The following is a 24,837-nucleotide window of genomic DNA, read 5'->3' as shown; positions in this document are numbered from 1 at the left end:
ATTTACATCGATTTCTTAATAACTTGTACTGAAAAGAAGAGGGATTAGATTAAACGAGGAGGGGATATGGCAGGCATTAAAAAAGCCCGAGTCAGACTCGAGCTTTCAAAGAAATTTAGCGTGGTCAGCTTACACGTAGTACGCTTCAACTTCGCCTTTAAGTTTGATAAGCATTGGGTTACCAAAACGGTCTTTTGCTTTAGGAGAAGCAATTTTTACCCAACCTTCGCTGATGCAGTATTCTTCTACGTCAGTACGCTCTTTGCCGTTAAAACGGATACCGATTTGGTGATCGAAACATTCTTTGATGAAGAATGGGCTACGTGGGTTACCCGCTAGGCGATCTGGTAGAGCTGGTTTAGCTGTATCTGTCATTTTGTGTGACCTTGAAGTCCGTAAAAAAAGTGCGCCATTGTAGTCAGTGCAAGGCGAGTGTTCAAGAAATGTTGATGTGAGTTTGAAGCGTATAACACTCACAGCCATGCTATCGTCTTTTTTGGCGTGAATACACTCTCGATTTCAATTTGATAGCATTAAAGAAAGGTTGCATTATAAACAGATACGAGTACCTATCATTACATCTATAGCTTGTTACCGGTGATCAACTTTTATGAAATTAAACGCATCATTAAGGCGCAAAGAGATTTTGCGGTTCATCCAGAACGCCCAGCGAGGTGAAGTGAGTGACTTTGCCAAGCAATATGATGTGTCAGAAGTGACCATTCGAAATGACCTCAACTATCTAGAGAAACAAGGCTGCGTCAAACGTTGTTATGGCGGAGCACTGTTGAATAATCAGTTTGCGTTTGAACGTCCTCTCAATGATAAAAAGCAGCTCAACAGTAATATCAAGGCGAAGCTCGGAGAGTATGCTGCCTCGTTGATTGCGGACGGCGATAAAATCATTCTCGACTCTGGTTCAACCACAGAGCAAATTGCTTATCATTTGAAAGGCAAGAATGATCTTGTCGTCATGACTAATGGCATTAACATCGCCTATCACCTTGCCAATCAAAGTAATGTCTCTGTTATGGTCACTGGAGGCACCATGCGTGAGAATTCTTATTCCGTCCACGGTTTGAGTGGTGAGGACTTCCTCGCAGGCTATCGCTTTAACAAGCTCTTTTTAGGTGTTGATGGCTTTGACAAATCTACTGGCGTCACGACTCCTCATCAGGGTGAGGCTGACATTAATCGAAGAATGCTTGACGCGGCACAAGTCGTTATTGCTGTAACTGACTCATCAAAGTTTTCTCGTCAGAGTTTTTGCCTTATTGCCCGACCAGAGCAACTTGATATGCTCATTACTGACAGTGGCATCCCGTCCGATTACCTTGAACATCTCACTTCAATGGGCGTTGATGTACGTATTGTTGATTAGTGATTAGTGATATTGGTTTTTCTATCAATATCGTGACGATTATTTCTGATCGACTTAAACCTTTGTGCAACTTCAGCATCAAAAAAACGCCTTCTAACGACTTCATCGACCTTCAAAAAAATAACCGATATTGCATTTTGTGATCTCGCGCAGGCTGTAGTTCGAAACGACAGCTGTTAACTCTATTTCATCCTGCCTTTCACTTTCCTTGTATCGAAAGTGAGTTTTTATGCGCCCCTTTGTGATTACTTTCAATTTAATAACGAAAGAAAAGCCTTTCGTTTTTCATGAAGTGAAAGGTTTTTTGGGGTGAAAACGAAAGAAAAATGACTGTGATCTAACTTTCACTTTTCCTAACTTCGCCCTGTTTTAATACCAACGAAAAGAAAATCGAAACATTTCTAACGGAAAGCGAAATGGAACGAAAGGAGAGTTGGTGAATGAACAGTGCAGAACGAAGACAGCAAATCATGGCTCATATTTGTCGTCATGGTTCAGGAAAAGTGGACGACTTTGTCGAGCATTACAATGTATCGGCTGTCACCATTCGCCACGATCTCAATCTTCTAGAAAAAGAAGGCTGTGTTTTTCGCTGTTATGGTGGCGCAACACTCAACCCTAACTTTGCCTTTGACCAACCGCTCTACCGCAAAGATCAACTTAATCGCAGTGCGAAACAAGCGATAGCACAGGCTGCTGCGAGCCTTATTCAAGATGGCGAAGCGATCATTTTGGATTCCGGTACCACGATAGGTCTTATGCCGCAGTACTTGGTCAATAAACAGCAATTGGTTGTGATGACCAACGCCCTCAATACCGCCTACCAACTTAGCAAGATGGAAAACGTCGAGTTACATGTGGTTGGAGGTAGCCTGCGTCGCGCTTCTTGTTCACTGATAGGTAACCATGGTGAACAGCAAATTCGATCTTACCTTTTTGACAAGCTGTTTTTGGGCGTGGACGGATTCGACCTGCTTGCTGGCGTGACTACGCCGGACAATCAAGAAGCTCAAGTAAATCGCGCCATGTGTGAGGTTGCTCGCCAAGTCATTGCTGTCACCGATTCAAGCAAATTTGGGCGCAAAAGCTTTTGCATGATCCGAGCTGCAAGCCAGATCGACGTCTTGGTCACAGATCGCAACATTCCCCATAACACGCACCAATCCCTTATTGAACTTGGCGTAGATGTCGTCATTGCGGATCAAATCGTTAACTAGGAATCAAAATGAAAGCGTTACTTTCTCTAATCGAGCAACACAAACAAGGTCAGCTTACCGGTATTTATGCGGTGTGTTCTGCTCATCCCTTAGTACTTGAAGCTGCGATAAAGCAGGCTGCGCAAAATGAGCAACTGGTTTTGATTGAGGCAACGTCAAATCAAGTTAATCAGTTTGGTGGCTACACCGGAATGACGCCACAAGATTTCGCGAGCCACGTATTTGATTTGGCTGAGCGGGTTAATTTTCCCGCTGAGAACGTGGTATTGGGTGGCGATCATCTTGGTCCTAACTGTTGGCAGCACTTACCAGCAAGCCAAGCAATGGAATATTCAGCGCAAATGATTCGAGACTATGTTTGCGCGGGCTTTAAGAAGATTCATCTCGATTGTTCAATGCCTTGTGCCGATGACGAGGTACCGCTGAGTGAAGAGCTAATGGCGCAGCGTGCTGCCCAGTTATGTTTGGTGGCAGAGCAAGCATGGAAAACGGTCGGTGGTGAAGCGCCAGTGTATGTGGTTGGCACGGAAGTTCCAACGCCAGGTGGTGCTCTTGAGTCGCTTGAAGAAGAAGGTATTCAAGTGACGAAAGCGGAAGAAGCATTGGCAACGCTAAATGCTCATCATCAAACGTTCAGTGATATCGGGCTTAGCTATGTTTGGCCTCGTGTGATTGGCTTAGTGGTGCAACCAGGAGTGGAATTTGATCACCACTCAGTACATCACTACCACAGTGCGGCAGCGCGATCGTTAAGCAATATGATCGACAGCCAACCAAACCTGGTCTTCGAAGCGCATTCTACGGATTACCAAAACCCAGAGGCATATCACCAACTGATTCGCGATCATTTTGCGATTCTCAAAGTCGGTCCAGCTCTCACATTTGCTTTGCGTGAAGCCTTGTATGGTCTGGACTCTGCGGAGAAAGAGTGGTTAGGCGCTCATCATGCTTCTCACTTACGCGAAACCATAGAACAAGTGATGAGAGAGCAACCTAATTATTGGCGTTCTCACTACTCCAGCAAAGGGCATCAACAATATCTCGATTGCAGCTACAGCTTGAGTGATCGCATCCGTTACTACTGGAATCATCCAGAGGTTAAAGCGGCGCAGCAAGCTCTGTTTGACAACTTAGCTGCTCACCCTCTGCCAATCACAATCCTTAGCCAATATTTACCCAACCAAGCTAAGGCAATTTCTCAACATCAAATTCAAAATCAACCTGCTGAGATTGTCGTGCACAAGATTATGGAAGTGACACAAGTCTATTCCGAAGCCTGTTACGCCAATTCAGTGGCTAGCAAGGAGACGACCAAATGAGTTCAGTTTTAGGCTATGAGTTGCCATGGTTAGAACAACGTAATGGTGTTCATACGGCTCAAGAAATCAGTCATCAACCTCAGTTATGGCGAGCACTTTCTACCATTTTAGAAGAGCAGTATGAGGCAATCCGCGATTTTCTAACGCCTCTGCTTGAGCAGCCAGACCTACGCATTATTTTGACTGGTGCGGGCACATCTGCATTTGTCGGCGATGCGGCAGCACCATTTATTCAAGAGGGGCTGAGATTTCAAGTTGAGTCCATCCCAACCACGGATTTAGTGTCAAACCCGGAGCAGTATCTGGACCCAAGTCGTCCGACCTTGGTCGTTTCTTACGCCCGCTCTGGTAATAGCCCGGAAAGTGTTGCTGCTGTTGCTCTTGTCGATCAGCTTGTTCCTCATTGTCATCACTTGTTCTTGACGTGTAACCGTGACGGGGAACTCTCTCATTACGCTCGAACTGCGCAAAATGCTTGCTGCGTGATCATGCCTGAAGGCTCAAATGATAAGAGCTTTGCGATGACATCGAGCTTCAGTTGTATGTTGATGTCTACGCTGACGTTATTTGGTGGTCAATCTCCAAAACAATGGCATGAACAAATTGAAGTGGTAGCAGCACTTTGCGAAGCCAAGTTAGAGCAATGGGAGTCTGCTATTAAGGTGCTCGCCAGCCAGCCTTATGAGCGTTTAATCGTAATTGGTAGTGGTGGTTTTGCAGGGCTTGCCCGTGAAGCATCACTCAAATCGCTTGAGCTAAGTGCAGGTAAAGTGATGACGGCTTTCGACTCATCTCTTGGCTTCCGCCATGGTCCTAAATTCACCATTAACGATAAAGCGGTCGTGATCCAGTTGCTATCAAGTGACGCTTATACCCGTGGGTACGATCTGGATTTATTCAATGAGATCCGACGCGACAAACAAGCATTAGCTCATATTGCTCTCACAGAACTGTCTCTCAACGAAGATGATGTTTTTGAATTTGGGAGATTGGACTTGGGCGATCAGTGGCTGTGCTTCCCATTCATTCTCTTCTGCCAAATGTTGGCATTTGAAAAATCACTTCAACTGGGATTTGGACCGGACAATCCGTGCCCAACCGGTGAAGTCAATCGTGTGGTGCAAGGTGTCACCATCTACCCATTCAACAAGTAACGGATTCGAAAAGGAATAGACCATGCCAAATATCGTGTTAAGTCGTATTGATGAGCGCCTCGTTCATGGCCAAGTGGGTGTGCAATGGGTAGGTTTTGCGGATGCCAACATTATTGTCGTTGTGAACGATGAGGTAGCAGAAGACACCATTCAACAGAACTTAATGGAGATGGTGCTAGCAGATGGCATCGCAATCCGATTTTGGACGGTGAAAAAGACCATCGACACCATCCATAAAGCGGCTGAACGCCAACGAATTCTAATGGTTTGTCGCACACCAAAAGATTTCCGCCAATTGGTGGAAGGCGGTGTGCCAATTAGCAATATCAACGTCGGAAACATGCACTACGTTGAGGGAAAAAAGCAAATTGCCAAGACGGTTTCAGTCGGAACTGAAGACGTTGCGGAGTTTGAAAAATTAAAAGCACTAGGGGTGAAATGCACGATCCAAGGGGTGCCAACTGAAAGTGCGACTGACCTCTTTACTCTTATCTAACAATAGGAAAGAAATCATGGAAATAGGACTCTTACAGGCCTTGATGCTCGGCATCTTAGCCTTTTTTGCTGGCCTAGATTTATTTAATGGTCTTACTCACTTCCACCGTCCGGTGGTGCTTGGTCCACTTGTTGGTCTGATTTTAGGCGACTTGCAAACCGGTATCTTGGTCGGCGGTACGCTTGAATTGATTTGGATGGGACTTGCCCCTCTTGCGGGGGCTCAACCACCAAACGTTATCATCGGCACCATCGTGGGTACGGCTTTTGCGATTACAACCAAAGTCGAGCCAAATGTTGCGGTTGGTGTCGCTGTGCCTTTCGCCGTTGCCGTACAGATGGGCATTACGCTGCTCTTTTCTGCAATGTCTGCGGTCATGTCTAAGTGTGACGAGTACGCACAAAATGCGGATACCAATGGTATTGAACGCGTGAACTATATGGCACTTGCTGTACTCGGTTCTTTCTACTTTCTGTGTGCATTCTTACCCGTTTATCTTGGGGCTGAACATGCAGGGAAAATCGTTGAAGTACTACCGAAAGATCTCATTGATGGCTTAGGCGTCGCTGGTGGCATCATGCCTGCAATAGGCTTTGCTGTCTTGATGAAAATCATGATGAAGAACGCCTACATTCCTTACTTCATCCTTGGCTTCGTCGCTGCAGCTTGGCTTCAACTGCCAATCTTAGCGATTGCCGCGGCTGCGACGGCCATGGCCATTATCGACTTCATGCGTAAAACGGAACCCACTCCTGTAACTGCACCTGCTGAGGACTTTGAAGATGGAATCTAATGTAAGTAACGAACTCGACCTTCGTAACCAAAATGTTGATGTGCAGCCAGCTCCTGGCGTGGCTGAAGATGAGTATGAAAATAAAGAGATTGGTGCAGATCTAACCAAAGCAGACATCAATCGTATGGCGTGGCGCTCGCTGCTACTCCAAGCGTCTTTCAACTACGAACGTATGCAGGCTTCTGGTTGGTTGTACGGACTACTGCCTGCGCTGAAGAAGATTCACACCAATAAAGCTGACCTATCTAAAGCAATGCAAGGTCATATGGGGTTCTTCAATACTCACCCGTTCTTGGTGACATTTGTCATGGGGATCGTTCTGGCGATGGAACGCTCCAAGCAAAACGTCAGCAGTATTCAGAGCACTAAGATCGCGGTTGGTGCACCAATGGGTGGCATCGGCGATGCGATGTTCTGGCTGACTCTTCTTCCTATTTGTGGCGGTATCGGTGCAGACCTTGCGCTGCAAGGCTCCATCATGGGTGCGGTGTTCTTTATTGTGCTGTTTAACGTGGTGCATTTTGGTCTGCGATTTGGTCTCGCACATTATGCGTATCGCATGGGGGTTGCTGCTATCCCTGTTATCAAAGCCAACACGAAGAAAGTCGGACACGCGGCTTCGATGGTAGGTATGACGGTGATAGGTGCTTTGGTGGCGACTTATGTTCGTCTATCGACGACCGCAGAAATTACCGCCGGTGATGCCGTGGTGAAACTGCAAGGCGATGTGATCGATAAACTCATGCCAGCGTTTCTTCCATTGGTCTACACCCTAGCTATGTACGCGCTCGTCAAGCGTGGTTGGAGCCCGCTAAAACTTATCGGTATCACCGTGGTGTTAGGCGTTGTTGGGCGTTTTATGGGTTTCTTATAAATCACATTGGACACACAAAACATTGGGGTAGAGTACTCTGCCCCATTAAGGAAACGTAAATGATTGCTGTAATTCTATCTGGTCACGGAGGGTTTGCTTCCGGTCTTGCCAAAGCGGTGTTTCAGGTTATTGGGGAGCAACCTCAATTTAAGTTTATCGACTTTCCAGAAGAGGCAACGACTCCGCAACTGGAAGTGTCAATGCGCGAGGCGATTAATGAAGTTGATTCTGGCGAAGGTATTGTTTTCTTGACTGATTTGTTGGGAGGTACACCTTTTCGTACTGCATCACTGATCAGTCAAGAGCGTGACGATGTCCAGGTTGTAACGGGAACAAACATGCAGATGGCGGCTGAGATGCTTTTGGAACGCGATGAACTCGATCTCGCTGAGTTTCGCGATCAAGCGCTGGCTTGTGGGCATCGTGGCATTACTTCGTTGAGTGCTGAAATGGCTGAGAAAGCCAAACATGTGGGAACGGTAGAAGAAGATGGCATCTGAACAAGATCGTGCAAGAGATTCTTGCTACCGAGCTCAGCGTGTATTGCAAGGTGATAGATGGCTTGATGATGGGCTAATTCGCATCAACGAAAATGGGGTGATTGATTCTGTTGAGCCATTCAACTCTCATCAACATATTGATTTTATTGACTTAGGTGAGGTGAGCATACTACCCGGCCTGATTGACAGTCATGTGCATGGAGCCAAAGGCTGTGACGTTATGGATGCCGAGCATGACAGCCTCAATACGATGTCTCGCTATTTCGCGAGCTTGGGCGTCACCGCATTTGTTGCCACAACCGTAACCGCTCCTGTGGCAAAAATTCGTGCCGCGTTAAAGCAAGTTGCTGTGAGTAAACGACATGGCGTTGATGGTGCTGAGATCTTAGGTGCGTATCTAGAGGGACCTTATTTCACCGAGAAGAATCGCGGCGCGCACCCGACGACATGGTTTAGAGATTTATCGCTCGAAGAGTTGGAGCAGTGGATTTCTTATTGTGATGACCAGCTCGTCACCGTCGCACTGGCTCCAGAAAAAGACGGGGCAATCGATGCGATTCGTTACCTGAATAAACAGGGTATTAAAGTGATGCTTGGGCATACTGATGCGAGTTACGACCAAGTGAAACAGGCGTTGGATGCGGGCGCAAATGGCATTGTCCACTGCTACAACGGCATGCGTGGTCTACATCACCGAGATCCAGGAGTCGTTGGGGCAGGGCTTATCCACCCCAATAGCTATGTCGAAATGATTGCCGATGGGCATCACGTTCACTCTGCTGCTATAGATGTCGCGCATCGCTGCTGTGGTCAACGCATGACGCTGATTACCGATGCTATGAGTGCGACAGGCATGCCTGATGGTCGCTACACGCTTGGTGAATACGAAGTGCAAATGAAAGGCGGCGTCGTTACTACAGAAAGTGGAAGTTTGGCAGGCAGCACTTTGACCTTGCCGCAAGCAGTTAAAAATATTCATAAATGGCTAAACATCCCACTAGAGCAAGCTTGGTTGATGGCATCGTTAACTCCGGCTCAATCGTTAGGTTTGCAACACCAATTAGGCACCCTAGAAGCCGGAAAGCGCGCATCTATGGTCGCTGTTAAATCAGATTTCTCAATTGTAAAAACTTGGGTCAATGGGCGTCTTGTGTTTGATGCATCCGTACCAAGTCAGGAGGCTTTATGTATCTAATTTCTTCCCGTGAAATGCTAAAACGTGCTCAACAAGCTGGTTATGCGGTGCCTGCATTTAATATTCATAACTTAGAGACGGTCCAAGTCATTGTTGAAACCGCTTCAGAGATGGGCTCTCCAGTGATTCTCGCAGGCACGCCGGGAACTTTTGATTATGCGGGTACCGATTACCTGATCAGTATTTGTAAAGAAGCTGCACATAAGCATTCGATCCCGTTAGTTCTTCATCTTGATCACCATGAAGACCTACAAGACATTTGTACTAAGGTCGATCACGGTATTCGTTCTGTAATGATTGATGGTTCGCATTATGCGTTTGATCAGAACATAGAGATTGTGCGCTCGGTGGTTCAATACTGTAACCGATTCGACGCAAGTGTCGAAGCTGAGTTAGGTCGTTTAGGCGGTCAAGAAGACGATCTGATTGTCGACAGTGCCGATGCACTAATGACCGACCCAGCTTCTGCCGCAGAGTTTGTTCGTCGTACTGGTATTGATTCGTTAGCTGTGGCAATTGGCACAGCTCATGGCTTGTATAAAGCGGAGCCTAAACTCGACTTTAACCGCTTAGATAAAATCCGTGGTGTTGTCGATATTCCGTTAGTACTGCATGGCGCATCAGGTGTTCCTGATGAAATGGTTCGTCGTTGTATTGACCTTGGCGTGTGCAAGGTGAACGTGGCGACTGAGCTGAAGATCGCGTTCTCAAATGCGGTCAAACAACATTTTGCGCATCACCCTGACGCAAACGACCCTCGCAAATACATCACGCCTGGTAAAGCGGCGATGAAACAGGTGGTGATGGATAAGATCCATATGTGCGGAAGTGAAGGAAAGCTCTAGGGTCTGTTGACCCTAACAACTGATTATATTTGGTAAACTCCCCCCGATGACATGTTTACCTAGGTGCTAGGTCTTCTAGCACCTTTTTATCTTTATGGCATTTTAACCGTTATGATGTGGGTATTACGCCCGATAGAATTTACTGTCGTTGAACACGTCACGATCACGTGGATCATTCGATAAGAACATCCACATCTCTTTCATGCTTTGTTCAAAGAATTCTTCCTCAAACACCACCATGGAACAATGTTCATTCAGCCTGATGACAAAAGATTCGAGTGCTTCAAAACCGATGTTTTCGATGTCATCAATATCGATAAAATAAAGTTTCTTATCAGTTTTTTGCGCGCTTTCTGCGGGCAATTTGCCTTTACCAAGAGCAGAGAAGTTGAGCTCTACCGTCAACCCCGTGCGGTTTTGCGTGAGCTCATAGACGTCTTCTGATTGCGTCACAACGTTGTAATTCAGATCATCAAAGTAGCTGAGCGTTTCTTGCTTCATTGGGTATAAGTCTCCCATAAATTGTGCGAGTGCAATCTTGCTCTATTCGCTTATAAGCCTTTTAAATACTGAGCATTAGCAATAGGGTGAATCGCAACATTCAGAGCGTCTACATTCTGCTCAATGTGTTCATCAAGCAGCGTTGAAAAAGCCTCTATTAGCTCAGGTTTGGTGATTGTGACTTTGGTTTCTGTCTGGATATCACGTAGGTCAATCAACACGTCTGTAAACAGCTGCGGCAAATCTTGCAATACTTGCAGGTTCAGCACGTTATGTTCGCTGTAAATTGCGTTATGGCTGCCTTTTTGCTTTTGTACCACATATGGGTTGTCTTTGAGGTTGATGATTGATGTGCGTTTATCACAACGCTTCAAACAACCTTTGTTAACCTTGATTTTGCGGCAACCTTCGGTTTGTTGGAACAAACATTGGCGACTGGTTAAGAGCGTATTTGGGTGGTAAATGCTGTAGTAACTGCGCATGTTGTGTGGGCGTTTAATATGACGCATTTGCTTCATGTTCAGCTCGTTTGAGATAAATGCTCCGCGTGCCGCGAATTCTTCTTGCAAACACTTAAATGAGTATGAGTTCACCGTATTCATTTGTGGACCTGCAACCCAACCTAATCCAAGCTCTTGAGCGAGTATGCCTACGCCAGAGTTGTTGGTGATCAGCAGCTCTGGTTGGATAATGTCTAAGAACTTGCGTGCAGCTTGGTAATCGTCGCCAATCAAAATTGCAGGGAACCAAGGCTTCAACGCCGTGTTTTCTTGGAATAAGTCGACCATGGCGTTTAACTCGCTCGCTAATCCCATTGGTAGTTGAAAGTACACATCGACATCGCGATATTTGCACAGCGAAGCATCTTCTAGCGACGAAATCAGTACCGATAGTTTTGCTGTCCCTTCACGCTCTTGTGGCTGAGGTAGCGTCGGTAAACTCGGTACATCAATGGCGCCTTTTAAACTACTGCCTGAGGTTTGTGTTGCCGTGACGTCAAAGTCTTGCGTCTTCTCGGCGACTTTTTCGATGATTGCGGTTTTGTCGTCGTACAGCTTCTTCTTCACTGTTTGCACATCGTCCGCGGATTCGCATTTGTATATCTTTGAGAAGTGTTTCACCGCATGGTCGCGTGGGTTGTCGATATACATCGCTTTACCGAAGTCGCCTTGCAAAAATGCGTTGGAGAAATCACGGTTGAATACGGTGTACAACTCTGTGGTATCGCTCGACAGCTCTACGCCATCACATAAGCGATCAATCTGCTTACGCCAATTATCGACGACGGTGTAAACGTAGTGGGACTTCTTGATGCGACCTTCTACTTTCAATGAATACACACCTGCATCGGCAAGCGCTTCTAGATCGCCAAAAGCTGAGTTGTCTTTCATGTTGAGCGGGTAGCTGTTGCCTGTCTTGGTTGTCTCGTATTGCTCACGACAAGGCTGACTACAGCGTCCACGGTTGCCCGATGCACCATTACGCGCTGAGCTAATGTAGCAAATGCCAGAGAAACCAATGCAGTAAGAGCCGTGAACGAACACTTCCATCATCACGTTGTGCTGACGACCGAACTGAGCTAGGTGTTTTATTTCATGGATATTGAGTTCACGAGAGAGGTTCACGCGGCTCGCTGTTAACTGATTGAGGAACAGAATCTGTCCTTCATTGTGAGTGTTGAGCTGGGTTGAAGCGTGTACATCTAACTCTGGGAAGTGGTTCTTGAGAATGTAAGCAAGACCAAGATCCTGCACGATTACGCCGTCAATCGCGGTGTTGTTCAACTGGCTAAGTAAGCGAACGATAGCAGGAATTTCGCTTTCCAGAATTAACACGTTCAACGTGAGGAAAATTTTACAATTGTGCTGATGCGCCAACTGTAATACGCCGTTCAAGTTATCTAAGGTGAGGTTGGTTGCGCGGTTACGTGCATTAAAGCGGTCAAGTCCGCAGTAGATGGCATCGGCACCTGCAGCAATGGCTGCTTTAATGGAATCTAAATCGCCACCTGGCGCTAATAACTCAAATTGATCGCGTGTCACTAGTTAACTCTTACTCAATAAAATAGGTTGCGTATTTTATGTGCTTCACAGTTTTAATGTTGGATTGATTAACGCTTTATTAATCTGAATCAATTATTGCCTGTTGGTCGGTCTATTGTGATTACGGGAAGTCATGACCTGAGTCCACATGCTCGCGAGTCGGTGACTTGGGTATATAATTTTTGGATATAGTAAAAATAAGGAACTTGCAGATGGTAAAAGTAATCACAGCTGGGTTGGTTGTTGCTCTGGCGTCATTTTCGACCCTAGCAGAAGAGAGTGTTATCCGCGTTGCAAGCCAACATTCGGTACAAGATACAGCGAATAAATTTGTTCAGATTGCTCAGGGTAAAGGTTTGAATGTGTTTGCTCGCGTGAACCATCAAGAGAATGCGGCGAAGGTCGATATGACGCTACGACCAACAGAAGTGATCGTGTTTGGCAACCCAAAAGTAGGGACGCCATTGATGCAATGTGCACAAGAAGTGGCGATTGATTTACCGCAAAAAGTGCTGGTTTATGAGGATGCAGAAGGTAAGACATGGCTTGCTTACAACAACCCAATGTATCTAAAAGAGCGCCACGGTATTGAAGGGTGTGATGAAGTGCTGACGAAGGTGAGTGGTGTACTCAGTAAGCTAACCGGTGCAGCGGCAAAATAGTGCTTGAAGAATAGGGGCTTATCATCGCTATCTAAGCTTACGACGCTATCATCTAAATTAATTTTGAAAACAAAAATCCCCGAGATATTGCTCGGGGATTTTATTTTTAGCTGCTGTTGAACGCTAAGACTAAGTTCGTCGTTTATTGCGTTTATACTGGCTGCGGCTTGGGCTGATAACGCCCAGGTTTGTGGTTCATCGCCAAGATCAAGTTGGTCGCCACAGCGCCAAGTACAGAAAGAGCAATCAAGTAAACATCAACGATAAACAGCGACATCACTACGATGGTGCAGTCCAGAGCCATTTGTACTTTACCTGCTCGAATACCAAAACGTTCCTGAAGAAAAAGCGCCAAGATGTTGAAGCCACCTAAACTCATCTTGTGGCGGAAAATTACCAGCATGCCCATGCCAATCAAACCACCACCGAGTAGCGCTGCGTACACGGGCTCAATACGAGAAATCTCAATCACATGATGCAAATGGTCTACCGCAAAAGACACGATCGAAACCGCAATAAAAGTGTTGATGGTAAAACGCCAACCCATGCGCATCACAGAGAGAATGTAGAACGGCAGGTTCAGTGCGAAGAATATCTGGCCAAAACTGAAGTCACTGACCTTGGTAAGGAAGATCGCCAAACCGGCCGTTCCGCCAGTGAGCAATCCCACCTTGCTGAAGAAGATAACCCCAAGTGACACCAACGCACTACCGAGCGTCAAGGCCAAGAGGTTTTCTCTAAGGCTATGATCTTTATCCATAAAAGTATTTTCCTTGGTATTAAAGCCGTTTTAGCTGTAAGTACGAAACCAAAACGGATGCGGTTAGCAAAACGCCAACCAAATAGTGATAAATCGCTGAATAAAATGTCGTGAAAAGTGATTGATGTCGAGTTTTCGACCTAGATTGCGTGGGTGTTAACTGTTTAACAGACTTTACACATTAAGCTAGGGCATGTTGCTCTTTGCTGTACGTATTTTGTTCAACAGCGCATCGGCAACCACTTTACTACCTTTCCTTGCTTCCGCATTACAAGTCCGCTGCGCACCAGCACAAGAACTAACACGCCTTTAGCCAGCGTCTCTGATATCCAGGGTGAATAGAGGTAAGTACCAAGCTGCAGAGCCGCAATATTATGTATCCAGCGCAACAGAAGGCTTGCTATAAACGGTCAAATAGCGTGCCCACTGGCATCAGCGTTTGCTTAATAAACCTAAAAAACCTTGCCTAATAATGAAAGAAATTCCCCTTGCATGCGCGGTAGTCTGAACACTCATTCCCCGACTGTATCTGGAGGTGCTGATGACGGCCGACCAAACCTTTCTGAACAACCTGCTTCTCGAGTTGGGTAACACTTGGCAACTGGACTGCTTAGAGCTTGATAACTTTGGACGTTGTGCACTGCTGACTGAAGAAGGCATCGAGCTGGCAATCGATATGGCAGCGGGAAGCAACCACCTTCAGTTTCTTGCAGAATTAGGGGCTCTGTCGGAGGTGCAGAGAGAGCGTCACCTGACCCGTCTTCTTAAGCACAACTTTGAAAATCCCGTCTTGCGTCAGGCACACTACGCCCTGAGTCCGCAAGGCGATCAGGTTCTGCTGCGCTACCAGCACCCGATTGAAGGGTTGGAGCTGGAACTACTGGCGAACCTGCTTGGCAACTTTATAACCACAGCGACTGATGCCAGAAATGCTCTTCAAGCCCCTTTAAAGGAAGAGGCTAAAGCACCTTCTCTGTTTTGCGACGCGCACCTGTTAAAAGGTTAAGGAGTCATTATGCCGGTAACTAAACTTCTCAACACCTTGTTTAAAGGTGTCTCTCAGGTACATCAGAGTGCACCGCAACAGGCGCCGAAACTGGAAAAATCTAAATCAGAACTTCCGGGGGCTGCGCATTCAACACAGAGTATGAGTGAGCCGCTAAGCCAGAACCCTGTAGGTTTGCAGAGTGCGCCTCGCATCCATGATGAGGATCTCACGCCACTTGCCAAAGCTTTTAGCAGCGCACTGCAACAATATGTAGACAATAAACCGGAGAAGCATGGCGAGTTTCTGCGCGGATATTGTGAGATGGAAGAGATCAAGGGACGGATCACCATAGATGATCAGGAAAAAGTCAGGGTCATCAGACTGCCCCGCTCGCCGCAAAAACTGGCAGAAATGTTTAACCTGATGCTAGAAGGTCACTCAAGGTTCGGCTCTATGTATAAAGCGTTAACCCGACCTTTAGAGAGCAAAGACAATATTCTGGGCTCGTACCTGCGCCTTTCTCACGGCAAGGTAAAAGCCGCTAAAACACTGCCTGCCGAAGCGGTGACTAAAGCGGAGCAGACAACCAAAGCTAAGCCTCAGGAAACAAAAGCTGAAGCAGCGCCAAAAAACGCGCCGGCTCCTGCTGCCGAGCCACCGAAAACTGAGATTAAATTTACTTCCAGTGAACGTAATATGATCTCAGACGGTATCAACCAGATACTGTCCGACTACCTGCTCACTGGCAAGAAAGCGGCCTCACACCAGGAGAAACTGAAAACGCAACTGGAAAGAGGCGATCCCATGCTCAGCCGTTTCTTAAATGTGGCAAACGGCGAAATGAAGCTGAGTTGTCCTAAAGATCGCCAGGAGTTGAAAGGATTTCTCGAAGCGCTGCTTAAAGGTCACCGGGGCTTTGATACCCGTTTTTCTGCTGGCTCAAGCAGCCTGGTAAATCTGGTCAAAAAAGCGGTGCAGAGTGAAACTGGCGCACTGCGCCACTACCTGAAGTGGGACAGCAGCAACCGGCTGACAACTCGCGCGCCGAGTGATGAGGCGATTAAAGCCGCAGAAAAGGCCGAACAACAAAAGCTTCTGATACTTGAGAACCGTGAAAAAGCTGCGCTGACCAAAGAGATCAAACTCTCTCGGGATCAACAGCCCGCTTTGATGGCTCGGGTTAAACTCGCCCGTCATCTGCAGGTGCACGCCAGAACAAATTGGCCGGAGCTAGAGTTCCGCTCGGTCCCTATAACCAGAATGACCAGCGCCCCGCTGCACGGTGACGAATCACTAACGCAACTGCGGGATATGGTCAAAGCTGTCAGCGGAGAAAACCGCGGTCTTGCCGGAGAGATAGAACTCAACCTAGAGCAGTTGCCGATAACAGCAGAGATCAGAGAGAAAGGCCTTCCGGTTACCCGGCTTCCTGTTAAGCAGGCGCTGACAGAACTTAGAGATAAAGTCACCAACATGGAGAAGGCTTCTTCAAACTGGTTCACCCGGTTGCTGTTTAAACCACAGCATCAGGCGCTGAACGAGATCAAAGGTCGCCTGAACGAGCTGGATAATCTGCGTCAGCAGCTCACCGAGTATTGGCCCGGAATGCCTAATCAGATCTGGTTTAGCAGCTTTGTGGCCAGAGAGGTAGAAAGGCTGAGTGATAAAATCATCCCAGAGCGTACCTTTGGTCCTATCCACCTGACCACACCCGAGCATAAAGCGTGGCAGGCTGTTAAGGCTGAGATGCTCACTAAGTAACTGAACCCCCTTGAGCGTGTTGAACTTTATATGGTCAGCACGCTCTACCTCTTCTTTCTAGCTCGGGCAACCTTCCCGAAATCTATACCCAGGTCACTTTCGCTGAACCATACACTCGGCTTTTCCAATACATTCACTGCCCCTTGGTACCGCACCAGTACTGTGTTGATGAGCTTTAACAATCCAGCCATCAGCAACCCCTCTCGTAATCTGGATTCTTGGCTAATTCATTGAATAAGCGGGTTAAAACACCGTTGTTGGACCAGTGATTGGAGTGACGATAAACAGTGCTCCACTCACTAAACGCTGCAGATAAATCACGCTAGGGAATGCCTGTGTGAAGTCGGTATAGTCTTCGAAGGTCATTCTATGTTTGGGCTTGTTGTATACACGGTCGGTGCTCTTCATAAGCTGAAGTGGTTTTTCCCACCGCTTATCAGTTACATTAGTCTAGGCATGATTTGGAGTGTTTTTTGCTCATGATACCTCCTTACCATGCAGTTCAAGAAAACATCATGAAAGAACAACACACTTTAGGTGAACAGGGAAGGAACAAGGAAAAATCATGATTAAACAAGTGGGTAGTACGACAATCCAGCCTTTGCATAAGCTTTCTTGTCATTGTGGAAAAGTGCAAATCGAACTGTCATTACCGAATGGAATCAAGAAGCCTCGACGCTGTGACTGTTCCATGTGCCGACGTCGCGGTGCGATTGTCGCATCGGTACCGTTGAACGGAATTCGTATCACTCAAGGTGAGGAAGTACTCAAGCTTTATCAGTTTAATACCAACACAGCTAAGCATTTCTTCTGTGGAGAATGTGGCATCTACACTCACCATCAGCGCCGCTCTAATCCGAGTGAATATGGCTATAACGTTGGCTGCTTAGAGGGCGTAAATCCGTATGAACTGGGAGAGATAGAGGTGATGGATGGCGTGAACCATCCATCAGACCGATAAGAATTATTCCGATGGATTAAGGCAGTTTAAGTGAACAAGCTGCCATTCATCCAAAGGTGCGCGGCAATACTCGCTGCGTACCCAAGAGCAATCACTGGTGCCCATTTGAGATGACCAAAGAAAGTATATTGCCCCCTCGCAGCGCCCATGAGAGCCACGCCAGCAGCAGAACCAATCGACAGTAAGCTACCGCCAACGCCTGCTGTTAGTGTCACCAACAACCAGTTACCCATCGACATGCTTGGGTCCATCGTTAACACAGCAAACATCACTGGAATGTTATCGACAATGGCAGAAAGTATCCCCACCATGACGTTCGCCCAGATTGGATTCCACTCGGTGTACATCACGTTGGAAACCAGTTCGAGATAGCCAAGCAAACTCAAACCGCCAACACACATCACTACGCCGTAGAAGAACAATAAGGTGTCCCACTCGGCGCGAGACACACGGTGGAAGACATCAAATGGTACAACAGAACCCAGACGTTTCAGCGCGTAGTCATCCCCGTTGGCAATCGCCATTGCGGCTTTTTTGGCAAGAGAATGTTTGAGTGTTTTTCGCAGGAAGTAGCCAAAAAATTGCAGATAAGCGAGCCCCATCATCATGCCGACCACTGGAGGGAAGTGTAAAACGGCGTGGAAGGAAACCGCTGTTGCAATGGTCAGGATAAACAAGCCAACGATACGTCTTGCACCACGTTTCAGTTCGATGTGCTCATGAACCGTATCTGGCTTTGTGTTTGGTACAAACAACGACATGATGAATGCAGGTATGACGTAGTTGATTAGAGAAGGTACAAACAACGGCATAAACTCAGCAAAGCTGACGTGTCCTGCCTGCCAAACCATCAGAGTCGTAATATCGCCAAATGGGCTGAATGCACCGCCAGCGTTTGCGGCAATGACGATGTTAATACAGGCAAGATTGACAAATCTTGGGTTGTCGCCAGAAACTTTCATCACTACTGCACACATTAATAGCGCTGTGGTCAAGTTATCGGCAATAGGAGAAATCACAAATGCAAGACTACCTGTGAGCCAAAATAACTTTTTGAAATCAAAACCTTTGCCAACCATCCACGCTTGCAGTGCATCAAACAGTCTGCGTTCTTCCATCGCATTGATGTAGGTCATCGCCACTAATAGGAACAATAAAAGTTCAGCGTATTCCAAAAGGTTGTGTTCCAGTGCGGCTTTAGCAACGTCAGCTTGGTTGTGTTGGGCAAAGGTATAGCCAATTAAAATCCAGATTAATCCCGCAGCGAGCAGTACAGGCTTGGATTTTCGCATTTGTAGGTATTCTTCCAGCATTACCAGAATGTAGGCAATGGTGAAGAAAATCAGTGCGGCATAACCGACGGTGGAATTGACGAGGTTAAGTTCACTGGTCGCAGCTGCAAACGTGGAGCTAGAAAATATCAAACAGCAAAACGCGACAATTGGGTAGATTGGCATAGACATTTCTCCTTGTCTGACTGGAGAAATTTTAGCCACATATTAATAGGTTAAGTGTGAGTAAGCTCGAATTAACGGTAGGAGTTTTGAATTGATGTAGCTTGCGCCACTACTTTCTGAGTGACGCAATGCTCGCCGCGCCAAATAGGATTACTGCAGCGTATAAACCATAGGTTAACCAATGGCTAATTTCTAAAAAAGGAACGAGTCCCTGACCTGCCCACATACCGCCTCCGTTTAATGAGCATTTTGTTGATGTCGGATAAATCTAAAGTAAATGAACAATGTTTTTTGTGAGTGAAAGCAAATTACAAAGTATTAGAAATGATAATTTTGGTGAGTGAGAGAGAGCTCTCATTTTTATAAAGTCTGCACTAGCCAAAAAGTGGTAGTGCAGACCATACATAGTGCTGAATGGATTTAGCGCAGTAATAGTTTTTTCAGCGGCGTAGCTTCAATGCCTTTTACAAGCAACAGGGTTACCACAATGGTTGCTGGGTAAATAAAGGCGTCTTTAGCTAAGTTTTCTAGCCCTAATATACCTGCCACGTTCATCATGATGATGATTACCAGCAAATGACTCACGTAGATACCTAAAATGCTCGGTGACCACTTAAACACCCATGGCATATTGCCAAAGTTTGGGTGGGCAAGAAGCCACATGAAGACGCCTAAAGACCAGATCACAGTGCCAAATAAGAAGTCGTGTGAATTAAAAGCGATCTCGTCGTTCATCAAATAATAGGCTTCGGCAAAGTGCAGTGCCATACCAACCAAAATCAAGCGAATGGTGTTATTACGAGACCATTGCCACTGGTGTTGTCTCGCTAAGTAACCAAGCACAACCAACAATGTGCTGAAGAACGGACCATTGCGAGTAAAGAAGGGCGCTGGTAGCTCAAACAGTGTGATGTAACTGCCTGCGAGTACCCCATAGACGTACAACAATATTGCCGTCGGGGGCAGCAACTGCGCCATGCCAACACGAATCAGCAATGCAATGATAGCGACAGCAATCACAAGTGCAGGAATGAACCACAAATGAACTAAGCCGCCTTCTAACAGCGAGTTAATTGGGTTCGACATCAAGTAGCCCCAATAGCCTTGTCGCTCAGCGAGATAGCCTGCCTCCGCAACCACTTGCCAACGGAACGGCATTAACAGACAAATCGCACTCCAAACCAGCCATATCTTAAGCAAGGGCTTAGCGTAGTTTTTCAGTGTTTCAACGGGATTTGCGCTGAGTTTAGGCTGGATTAGATAACCGGAGATGAGGAAAAACAGTGGTACAGCAAAGCGAGCCAATTGGTTAAGCATATACCCAACCCAAGGTACCTCATCCCATTGCCAGTACGTGAGTGCCATTTGACAGTGAAGCCCAACGATCGCGAACATTGCGATGATGCGGGCGAACTCTAAACTGGCAATTTTCTTTGTGGTTGCCATAAATACTTACCTAAAAAAGTGAAAAATCGCTGAGAAATTAACAGCTAATAGCTTGCTCATCGCGGTAAAAAATCAACTCATGTGCAATTGATAGTAACCAGTTTGTGAAATTCAGACCCATCTCAAATTTCGAAAATTCGTATTCATTGAGTTGCTCAATGTATTGCGATCGTGAGTGTGTCAGAGGGTATACATTGGTTTGACCAGTAAACTTTAGATTGTAAAAAAGTACGACCGTGCTAAAAATGTATTTATGAAAAAAGGAAAAGTAACCAAAGAGCTGATATTGCAGCGTGCATTCCAACTGGCGAGTGAAAACGGGTTGGAAAGTCTCACTATAGGTGAGTTGGCGAAGCAGTGTGGTATGTCGAAAAGTGGCTTGTTTGCTCACTTCAATTCCAAGTTGAACCTTCAACTATCGGTGTTGGAGTTTGCCAATCAAGTATTCGCAGAGCGGGTTATTGCGCCTGCGCGTGAGTTGGGTGACAGCAATATCGAACGTAAAGTACGTGGTCTGTTGGACACTTGGATGACGTGGAATCACTCTTTTCAAGGTAGCTGTATGTTCCTTGATGCTTGGAACGACACCGCAGAAGAATGCTGTGCGTTGCAAGCTGCATTACGTAAATCGATTGATACTTGGCTGAATTATCTCGAAATTCAAATCAAGAAAGGCAAAGAGAACCAAGAGTTTGTCGCCGATTTAGATACGCGACAAGCGACCTTTGATTTATACGGGCAGTATTTAAGTGCGCACGTGTTTTATTCGATTAAAGGGCAAGAAGAGAGCCAGAGATTGTTTTGGCAAGGCATCGATAATTTATTTATTCGATGGAAGCGCTAGCCCCGCGGTAACGGGTATAGTACGAGATTCATAATGAAGAGCGACATAGAGCGCTCTTTCTTATCAGCATAAAAAGCACGACCGTTCTATTTTGTGCAAAGCTGATAGTTAAGGAAAAGATCATGAGTGAGAAAATCTACTTCAATACTTCGCAGCGCTTCAGTGTTAAGCGTAGCTTGGTCAACATCAGTACGCGTTTGCACCATACGTTGGCACCGTCACATGCAAAAAAGACCGCGCGTAAGCTGTTGCTCACCCCAGCACGTACTCAGCCTAAAAATGCAGAGCCACAGGGGCTGATTAAAAGTGAAGTACAAGGTCATGCTGGTGCAATCAAAACTTATCAGCTTGGTAATGGTCCGGTATGGGTGCTGACTCACGGTTGGTCGGGGACAGCAAGTCAGTTCTATCCGTTGATGGAGCACATCGCCGCATCGGGTTACACCGCTTTGGCTTACGATCACCCTGCTCATGGTGAAAGTGATGGTCAGCATGGGCATATCCCGGGGTTTGTTCGTGGTCTAGAGGACGTGTTGGATTCTGTTGATGATGTTGCAGGTTTGGTGGGGCACAGTATGGGTACTGCGTCGGCGTTAGAATGTCGTCACAGCAAATTAGAAAACAAGCCATTGCTGTTGATTGCGCCGGTGCTTAACTACGTAGAAAACTTGTTTGGCAGCATTGCGCGTTCGGGTTATTCAATGAAGCTATTCAAAGCCGTGGTTTCGGAAGTGGAAGATCAGTTTGGTTACCCATTGCAATCCATTGACCCTGAAAAGCGTCTCGCTGAGCGAAAAGCAAAAACTATCATTGTTCATGATGAACAAGACAAATTCACCAAACATGGTGTATCTGCGAAAGCTGCTAATGAGATTAAGCGAGTCGAATTGGTGACGACGCAAGGGCAGGGTCATGGTCGCGTCATGAAGTGTGATGAGGTATTCCAGAGTTTTGACCGTTTAGTTGACGCTCGTTGATCGTAGCGATGGCGCTTGTGAATCAAAATCTAGAATAACAAAAGGACAGCTGATGCTGTCCTTTTCTATTTTACAATTTTGATAGCGGTAGGTGCTGAATAACAACACCTTAGCAGTGTTTAGTTACAGTTAGCTGGACCAACTTCTTTCCAAACACCCCATTCGCCAGACTTGCTAGGATCTTGACCTTGAGTCCACCATTTCGCTTCCCAAGTTTTACCTGCGTAAGTCACTTGATCACCACCAGTGTAAACTGCCGTTGCATCCCATGCGTTAGTACAAGTACCACCGCCTGTGCTGTGCTTCGCTACAACAACGGTTGCACTTGCAGTTGATACTGCTTGACCATCACTTACGCTTACTGTGAAGCTTAAGCTTGTGTCTTGTGGGTATTCTGCTGCTGTGAACGTTACTTTCGCACCGTTGACCGTAGCATTTAGACCTTGTGGTAGCGTCCAATCGAACGTTAGTGTGTCGTTGTCAGCATCGCTAGAAGCTGAAGCATCAATCACAACCACGTCACCAGCGCTTGCCGTTGCTGGTGCAGAAACCTGTGCAACTGGCGCTGTGTTTGGTGGATCAATCACGCCTGCTGGCTTAACGGTGACTACAACAAGATCAGAAGCCGTTGCGCCTTCGTTATCTGTTACGGTCAGCTTAAACGTTAGTTGCTCTTCAGCTGCGACTTCTACCGCATCAAAGCTTGCTGTTGCTGTGTTCGCGCCAGATAGAACGACTGCAGTACCTGATACTTGCTCCCAAGCGTAACTTGCGATTGTACCGTCAGAGTCAGTTGAGTTGCTGCCATCAAGCACAACGCTTGCAGGACCTGTTACTGCTTGGTCTGCGCCTGCTGCTGCCGTTGGTTTACGGTTTGGTGGGGTAACGACGCCGCCAGCCATACCTTCGTGCATTGCATTAAGGATGTCGCCGTTATCTGCATCAATCTCCCAAGAGAATAGACCTGCTAGACCTAGAGATTTTGCGTAGTTGCCTTTCGCTAACACAGAACGATGATCGTCAAATGTGATTAGCTCACCAGTCGAACGGTTCCACACCCAAGGTGCTTCTGCTTGCGCATCATAGCCGTATTCAAAGCCGTTGATGCCAGTGTTGTTCGCACCTAGCATAAATGACTTAATACCTTTGTAGTCGATTACGCCATCTTCCCAAACACCTTGAGCTGTGCTGCCTTTCAGTTTGCCTGTTGCAGTACCGGTCATTGGGTCATTTGGATCTGTTAGCGTATCAGGTGTTACACCTTCCCAACCACGACCATACATCGCTGTACCAAGAACCAGTTTATTTGCAGGAACACCTTGCGCTAGAAGAAGCTGGATACCGTTATCTGCAGTGTATGCTGGACCTTTGTACGGTTCGCCGTTTTCATCCACGCCGCTGCCATCACACTGACCAGGACGCATGAATGAGCCACAGTAAAGAGCAGTTTGGTGACCAGGAACGTTGTTCCAGCCGCCGTAGAAGTCGTAAGTCATCGCAAAGATGTAGTCCATGTACTGAACCGCGTCTGCGTAATCTACGTCTTCAATCTTGTCGTAACCAACACCGATTGCTGAAGTTAGCTCGTAAGTACGACCTGTTTCTGCTTCAAGTTCATCTAGCATTACACGTAGTTCACGCATCAATGCAATGTATGCAGGACCATCGTTTACAGGGTCACCCTTATCTGCTGCAGCGCCGCCGCCGCCAGGGAATTCCCAGTCAATATCTACGCCGTCGTAAAATTTCCAAGTTTTCAGGAATTTCTTAACTGATGCGACAAACGTGTCACGATTCTTCTTATCAACGAAGTCGTAGAATGGGTCAGAAAGTGTCCAACCACCGATAGATGGGATAATTTTTAGATCCGGGTTACGTTGTTTCAAGGCCATTAGCATTGCGTAGTTACCCTTGATTGGCGTGCTGTATTCATGACCTGCTTGAGGGAAGCTCTTCTGATAAGCAGCCCACGGGTCATGGATAACCACTTCGTAATCATTCACACCACGACATGCCGTTTGCAGTGCGTTAAAGCTGTTACCACCAACTGATTTTACTGATTCGTTTGGACCACAAATTGGGATAAAGCCGTAAAGGATGTGAGTTAGGTTATCAACTGGCATGTTGTCGACAGTGTAATCACGACCGTAGATGCCCCATTCAACAAAATAAGTACCCATCACGATACTTGGATCGGTGTTGTAGCTCTTGTTGTTCGGATCAACATTCATCGTCAGAGGCTTCAAGTGTGAGCCGTCTGTATCTGCAATGGTAATTTCTACCGGAGCGCTCTTAGAACAACCTGTTGCGTCACACGCTTCGATTTCCATTTGGTACAAGCCGCCTTGACCATATTCAAATGAAGCCGTGGTTTGACTGCCAGTGATAGCGCCTGTTGCCACTTTTACACCGTCAAAGTAGACGTTGTAAGTGTCGCCAGATGTGCCACTCCACTGGTTAAATTTCACTTTGATCTTAGCCAGTTCATGGTATTTGACCATGTCGTTGTAGCCAGATGTGGTTTCCATTGCTAATTCAATTTTAGAAAATTGAAGGTTATTGGAACCGTACATATCGATACTTGGTGCGGTTGGAGCCGCGTTTGCAGCGCCAGATAGTGCTAGGGCAACCCCAGCTGCACATAGGTTAAATCGAATCATAACT

The 24,837-nt window shown here is 46.6% G+C and carries 23 protein-coding genes and 1 pseudogene; 16 read left to right on the top strand and 8 right to left on the bottom strand.

Features of this window, described 5'->3' with window-relative positions; genetic code table 11:
* Positions 1-129: 129 nt before the first annotated feature.
* A complete protein-coding gene (locus ABMY42_RS13810; RefSeq protein ID WP_005448935.1) occupies positions 130-375 on the bottom strand; it encodes a DUF3297 family protein in 246 nt (81 codons plus the stop codon).
* A gap of 235 nt (positions 376-610) precedes the next feature.
* On the opposite strand from ABMY42_RS13810, the gene agaR (ABMY42_RS13805) reads away from it, so the two are divergent.
* The 10 genes from agaR (ABMY42_RS13805) to ABMY42_RS13760 all read left to right on the top strand — a co-directional run bounded on the left by agaR (ABMY42_RS13805) (position 611) and on the right by ABMY42_RS13760 (position 9,774).
* Complete coding sequence (gene agaR, locus ABMY42_RS13805) at positions 611-1,381, top strand: transcriptional repressor AgaR (RefSeq protein WP_009696595.1); 771 nt, start codon at positions 611-613, stop codon at positions 1,379-1,381.
* Positions 1,382-1,821: 440 nt separating this feature from the next.
* Entirely contained in the window at positions 1,822-2,598 is a 777-nt protein-coding gene (agaR, locus tag ABMY42_RS13800) for a transcriptional repressor AgaR (RefSeq protein ID WP_005448941.1), read from the top strand.
* A gap of 8 nt (positions 2,599-2,606) precedes the next feature.
* Positions 2,607-3,917: a D-tagatose-bisphosphate aldolase, class II, non-catalytic subunit gene (locus ABMY42_RS13795; RefSeq protein WP_009702880.1), complete on the top strand. Its 1,311-nt coding sequence runs from the start codon at positions 2,607-2,609 to the stop codon at positions 3,915-3,917.
* Entirely contained in the window at positions 3,914-5,071 is a 1,158-nt protein-coding gene (locus ABMY42_RS13790) for an SIS domain-containing protein (protein WP_349266438.1), read from the top strand. The genes ABMY42_RS13795 and ABMY42_RS13790 overlap by 4 nt, the downstream gene beginning before the upstream one ends.
* A gap of 22 nt (positions 5,072-5,093) precedes the next feature.
* Positions 5,094-5,567 carry a PTS N-acetylgalactosamine transporter subunit IIB gene (gene agaV / locus ABMY42_RS13785; RefSeq protein ID WP_005448946.1) on the top strand — a complete coding sequence of 158 codons (474 nt, stop codon included), beginning with the start codon at positions 5,094-5,096 and terminating at the stop codon, positions 5,565-5,567.
* A 16-nt stretch (positions 5,568-5,583) separates the two neighbouring features.
* Complete coding sequence (agaW, locus tag ABMY42_RS13780) at positions 5,584-6,360, top strand: PTS N-acetylgalactosamine transporter subunit IIC (protein ID WP_005448948.1); 777 nt, start codon at positions 5,584-5,586, stop codon at positions 6,358-6,360.
* Positions 6,350-7,234 carry a PTS N-acetylgalactosamine transporter subunit IID gene (gene agaE / locus ABMY42_RS13775; protein WP_009696601.1) on the top strand — a complete coding sequence of 295 codons (885 nt, stop codon included), beginning with the start codon at positions 6,350-6,352 and terminating at the stop codon, positions 7,232-7,234. The genes agaW and agaE overlap by 11 nt, the downstream gene beginning before the upstream one ends.
* A 59-nt stretch (positions 7,235-7,293) precedes the next feature.
* Positions 7,294-7,734: a PTS galactosamine/N-acetylgalactosamine transporter subunit IIA gene (gene agaF / locus ABMY42_RS13770; protein ID WP_005448952.1), complete on the top strand. Its 441-nt coding sequence runs from the start codon at positions 7,294-7,296 to the stop codon at positions 7,732-7,734.
* Complete coding sequence (nagA, locus tag ABMY42_RS13765) at positions 7,724-8,929, top strand: N-acetylglucosamine-6-phosphate deacetylase (RefSeq protein WP_349266437.1); 1,206 nt, start codon at positions 7,724-7,726, stop codon at positions 8,927-8,929. Before agaF ends, nagA begins: the two co-directional genes overlap by 11 nt.
* Positions 8,920-9,774 (top strand): tagatose bisphosphate family class II aldolase, encoded by an 855-nt coding sequence (locus ABMY42_RS13760; RefSeq protein ID WP_005448957.1) that lies wholly within the window; start codon positions 8,920-8,922, stop codon positions 9,772-9,774. Before nagA ends, ABMY42_RS13760 begins: the two co-directional genes overlap by 10 nt.
* A 123-nt stretch (positions 9,775-9,897) precedes the next feature.
* Here the strand turns inward: ABMY42_RS13760 and ABMY42_RS13755 are convergent, their stop codons facing one another.
* Together ABMY42_RS13755 and ABMY42_RS13750 are read right to left on the bottom strand one after the other, a co-directional pair.
* Positions 9,898-10,293, bottom strand: coding sequence for a hypothetical protein (locus ABMY42_RS13755; protein ID WP_349266436.1), 396 nt, complete (start codon positions 10,291-10,293; stop codon positions 9,898-9,900).
* 32 nt (positions 10,294-10,325) lie between these two features.
* Entirely contained in the window at positions 10,326-12,317 is a 1,992-nt protein-coding gene (locus tag ABMY42_RS13750; protein ID WP_349266435.1) for a peptidase U32 family protein, read from the bottom strand.
* Positions 12,318-12,529: 212 nt separating this feature from the next.
* Between ABMY42_RS13750 and ABMY42_RS13745 the strand changes: the two genes are divergently transcribed.
* Entirely contained in the window at positions 12,530-12,979 is a 450-nt protein-coding gene (locus tag ABMY42_RS13745; protein ID WP_349266434.1) for a DUF302 domain-containing protein, read from the top strand.
* Between the two features lie 151 nt (positions 12,980-13,130).
* Here ABMY42_RS13745 and ABMY42_RS13740 read toward each other — a convergent pair whose 3' ends face one another.
* Entirely contained in the window at positions 13,131-13,739 is a 609-nt protein-coding gene (locus ABMY42_RS13740) for a YitT family protein (RefSeq protein ID WP_005448966.1), read from the bottom strand.
* 541 nt (positions 13,740-14,280) lie between these two features.
* Here ABMY42_RS13740 and ABMY42_RS13735 point away from each other — a divergent pair.
* Positions 14,281-14,745: a CesT family type III secretion system chaperone gene (locus ABMY42_RS13735; protein ID WP_009696607.1), complete on the top strand. Its 465-nt coding sequence runs from the start codon at positions 14,281-14,283 to the stop codon at positions 14,743-14,745.
* Positions 14,746-14,754: 9 nt separating this feature from the next.
* On the top strand, positions 14,755-16,488 hold the full coding sequence (locus ABMY42_RS13730; protein WP_269990681.1) for a hypothetical protein: 1,734 nt from the start codon (positions 14,755-14,757) through the stop codon (positions 16,486-16,488).
* A 117-nt stretch (positions 16,489-16,605) separates the two neighbouring features.
* On the opposite strand, the pseudogene ABMY42_RS13725 reads toward ABMY42_RS13730, so the two are convergent.
* Positions 16,606-16,946: pseudogene (locus tag ABMY42_RS13725) on the bottom strand (transposase); the annotation flags it as partial.
* Positions 16,947-17,053: 107 nt separating this feature from the next.
* Here ABMY42_RS13725 and ABMY42_RS13720 point away from each other — a divergent pair.
* A complete protein-coding gene (locus ABMY42_RS13720) occupies positions 17,054-17,449 on the top strand; it encodes a GFA family protein (RefSeq protein WP_050934874.1) in 396 nt (131 codons plus the stop codon).
* Positions 17,450-17,475: 26 nt separating this feature from the next.
* Here the strand turns inward: ABMY42_RS13720 and nhaD are convergent, their stop codons facing one another.
* Complete coding sequence (gene nhaD / locus ABMY42_RS13715) at positions 17,476-18,906, bottom strand: sodium:proton antiporter NhaD (protein WP_009696610.1); 1,431 nt, start codon at positions 18,904-18,906, stop codon at positions 17,476-17,478.
* Between the two features lie 420 nt (positions 18,907-19,326).
* Positions 19,327-20,352 carry an acyltransferase family protein gene (locus ABMY42_RS13710; RefSeq protein WP_349266433.1) on the bottom strand — a complete coding sequence of 342 codons (1,026 nt, stop codon included), beginning with the start codon at positions 20,350-20,352 and terminating at the stop codon, positions 19,327-19,329.
* A 253-nt stretch (positions 20,353-20,605) separates the two neighbouring features.
* Between ABMY42_RS13710 and ABMY42_RS13705 the strand changes: the two genes are divergently transcribed.
* Together ABMY42_RS13705 and ABMY42_RS13700 are read left to right on the top strand one after the other, a co-directional pair.
* Positions 20,606-21,196 carry a TetR/AcrR family transcriptional regulator gene (locus ABMY42_RS13705; RefSeq protein WP_239211195.1) on the top strand — a complete coding sequence of 197 codons (591 nt, stop codon included), beginning with the start codon at positions 20,606-20,608 and terminating at the stop codon, positions 21,194-21,196.
* 122 nt (positions 21,197-21,318) lie between these two features.
* A complete protein-coding gene (locus tag ABMY42_RS13700; protein WP_349266432.1) occupies positions 21,319-22,173 on the top strand; it encodes an alpha/beta fold hydrolase in 855 nt (284 codons plus the stop codon).
* Between the two features lie 119 nt (positions 22,174-22,292).
* Here the strand turns inward: ABMY42_RS13700 and ABMY42_RS13695 are convergent, their stop codons facing one another.
* Positions 22,293-24,833, bottom strand: coding sequence for a glycosyl hydrolase family 18 protein (locus ABMY42_RS13695; RefSeq protein WP_026138283.1), 2,541 nt, complete (start codon positions 24,831-24,833; stop codon positions 22,293-22,295).
* Between the last annotated feature and the right edge of the window lie 4 nt (positions 24,834-24,837).

It is taken from the genome of Vibrio sp. SSH13-20 (assembly GCF_040104475.1).
In the GTDB taxonomy this organism is placed as follows: Bacteria; Pseudomonadota; Gammaproteobacteria; order Enterobacterales; family Vibrionaceae; genus Vibrio; species Vibrio harveyi.
The sequence above is the reverse complement of the archived record's forward strand: the minus strand, read 5'-3'. Positions and strand labels throughout refer to the sequence as shown.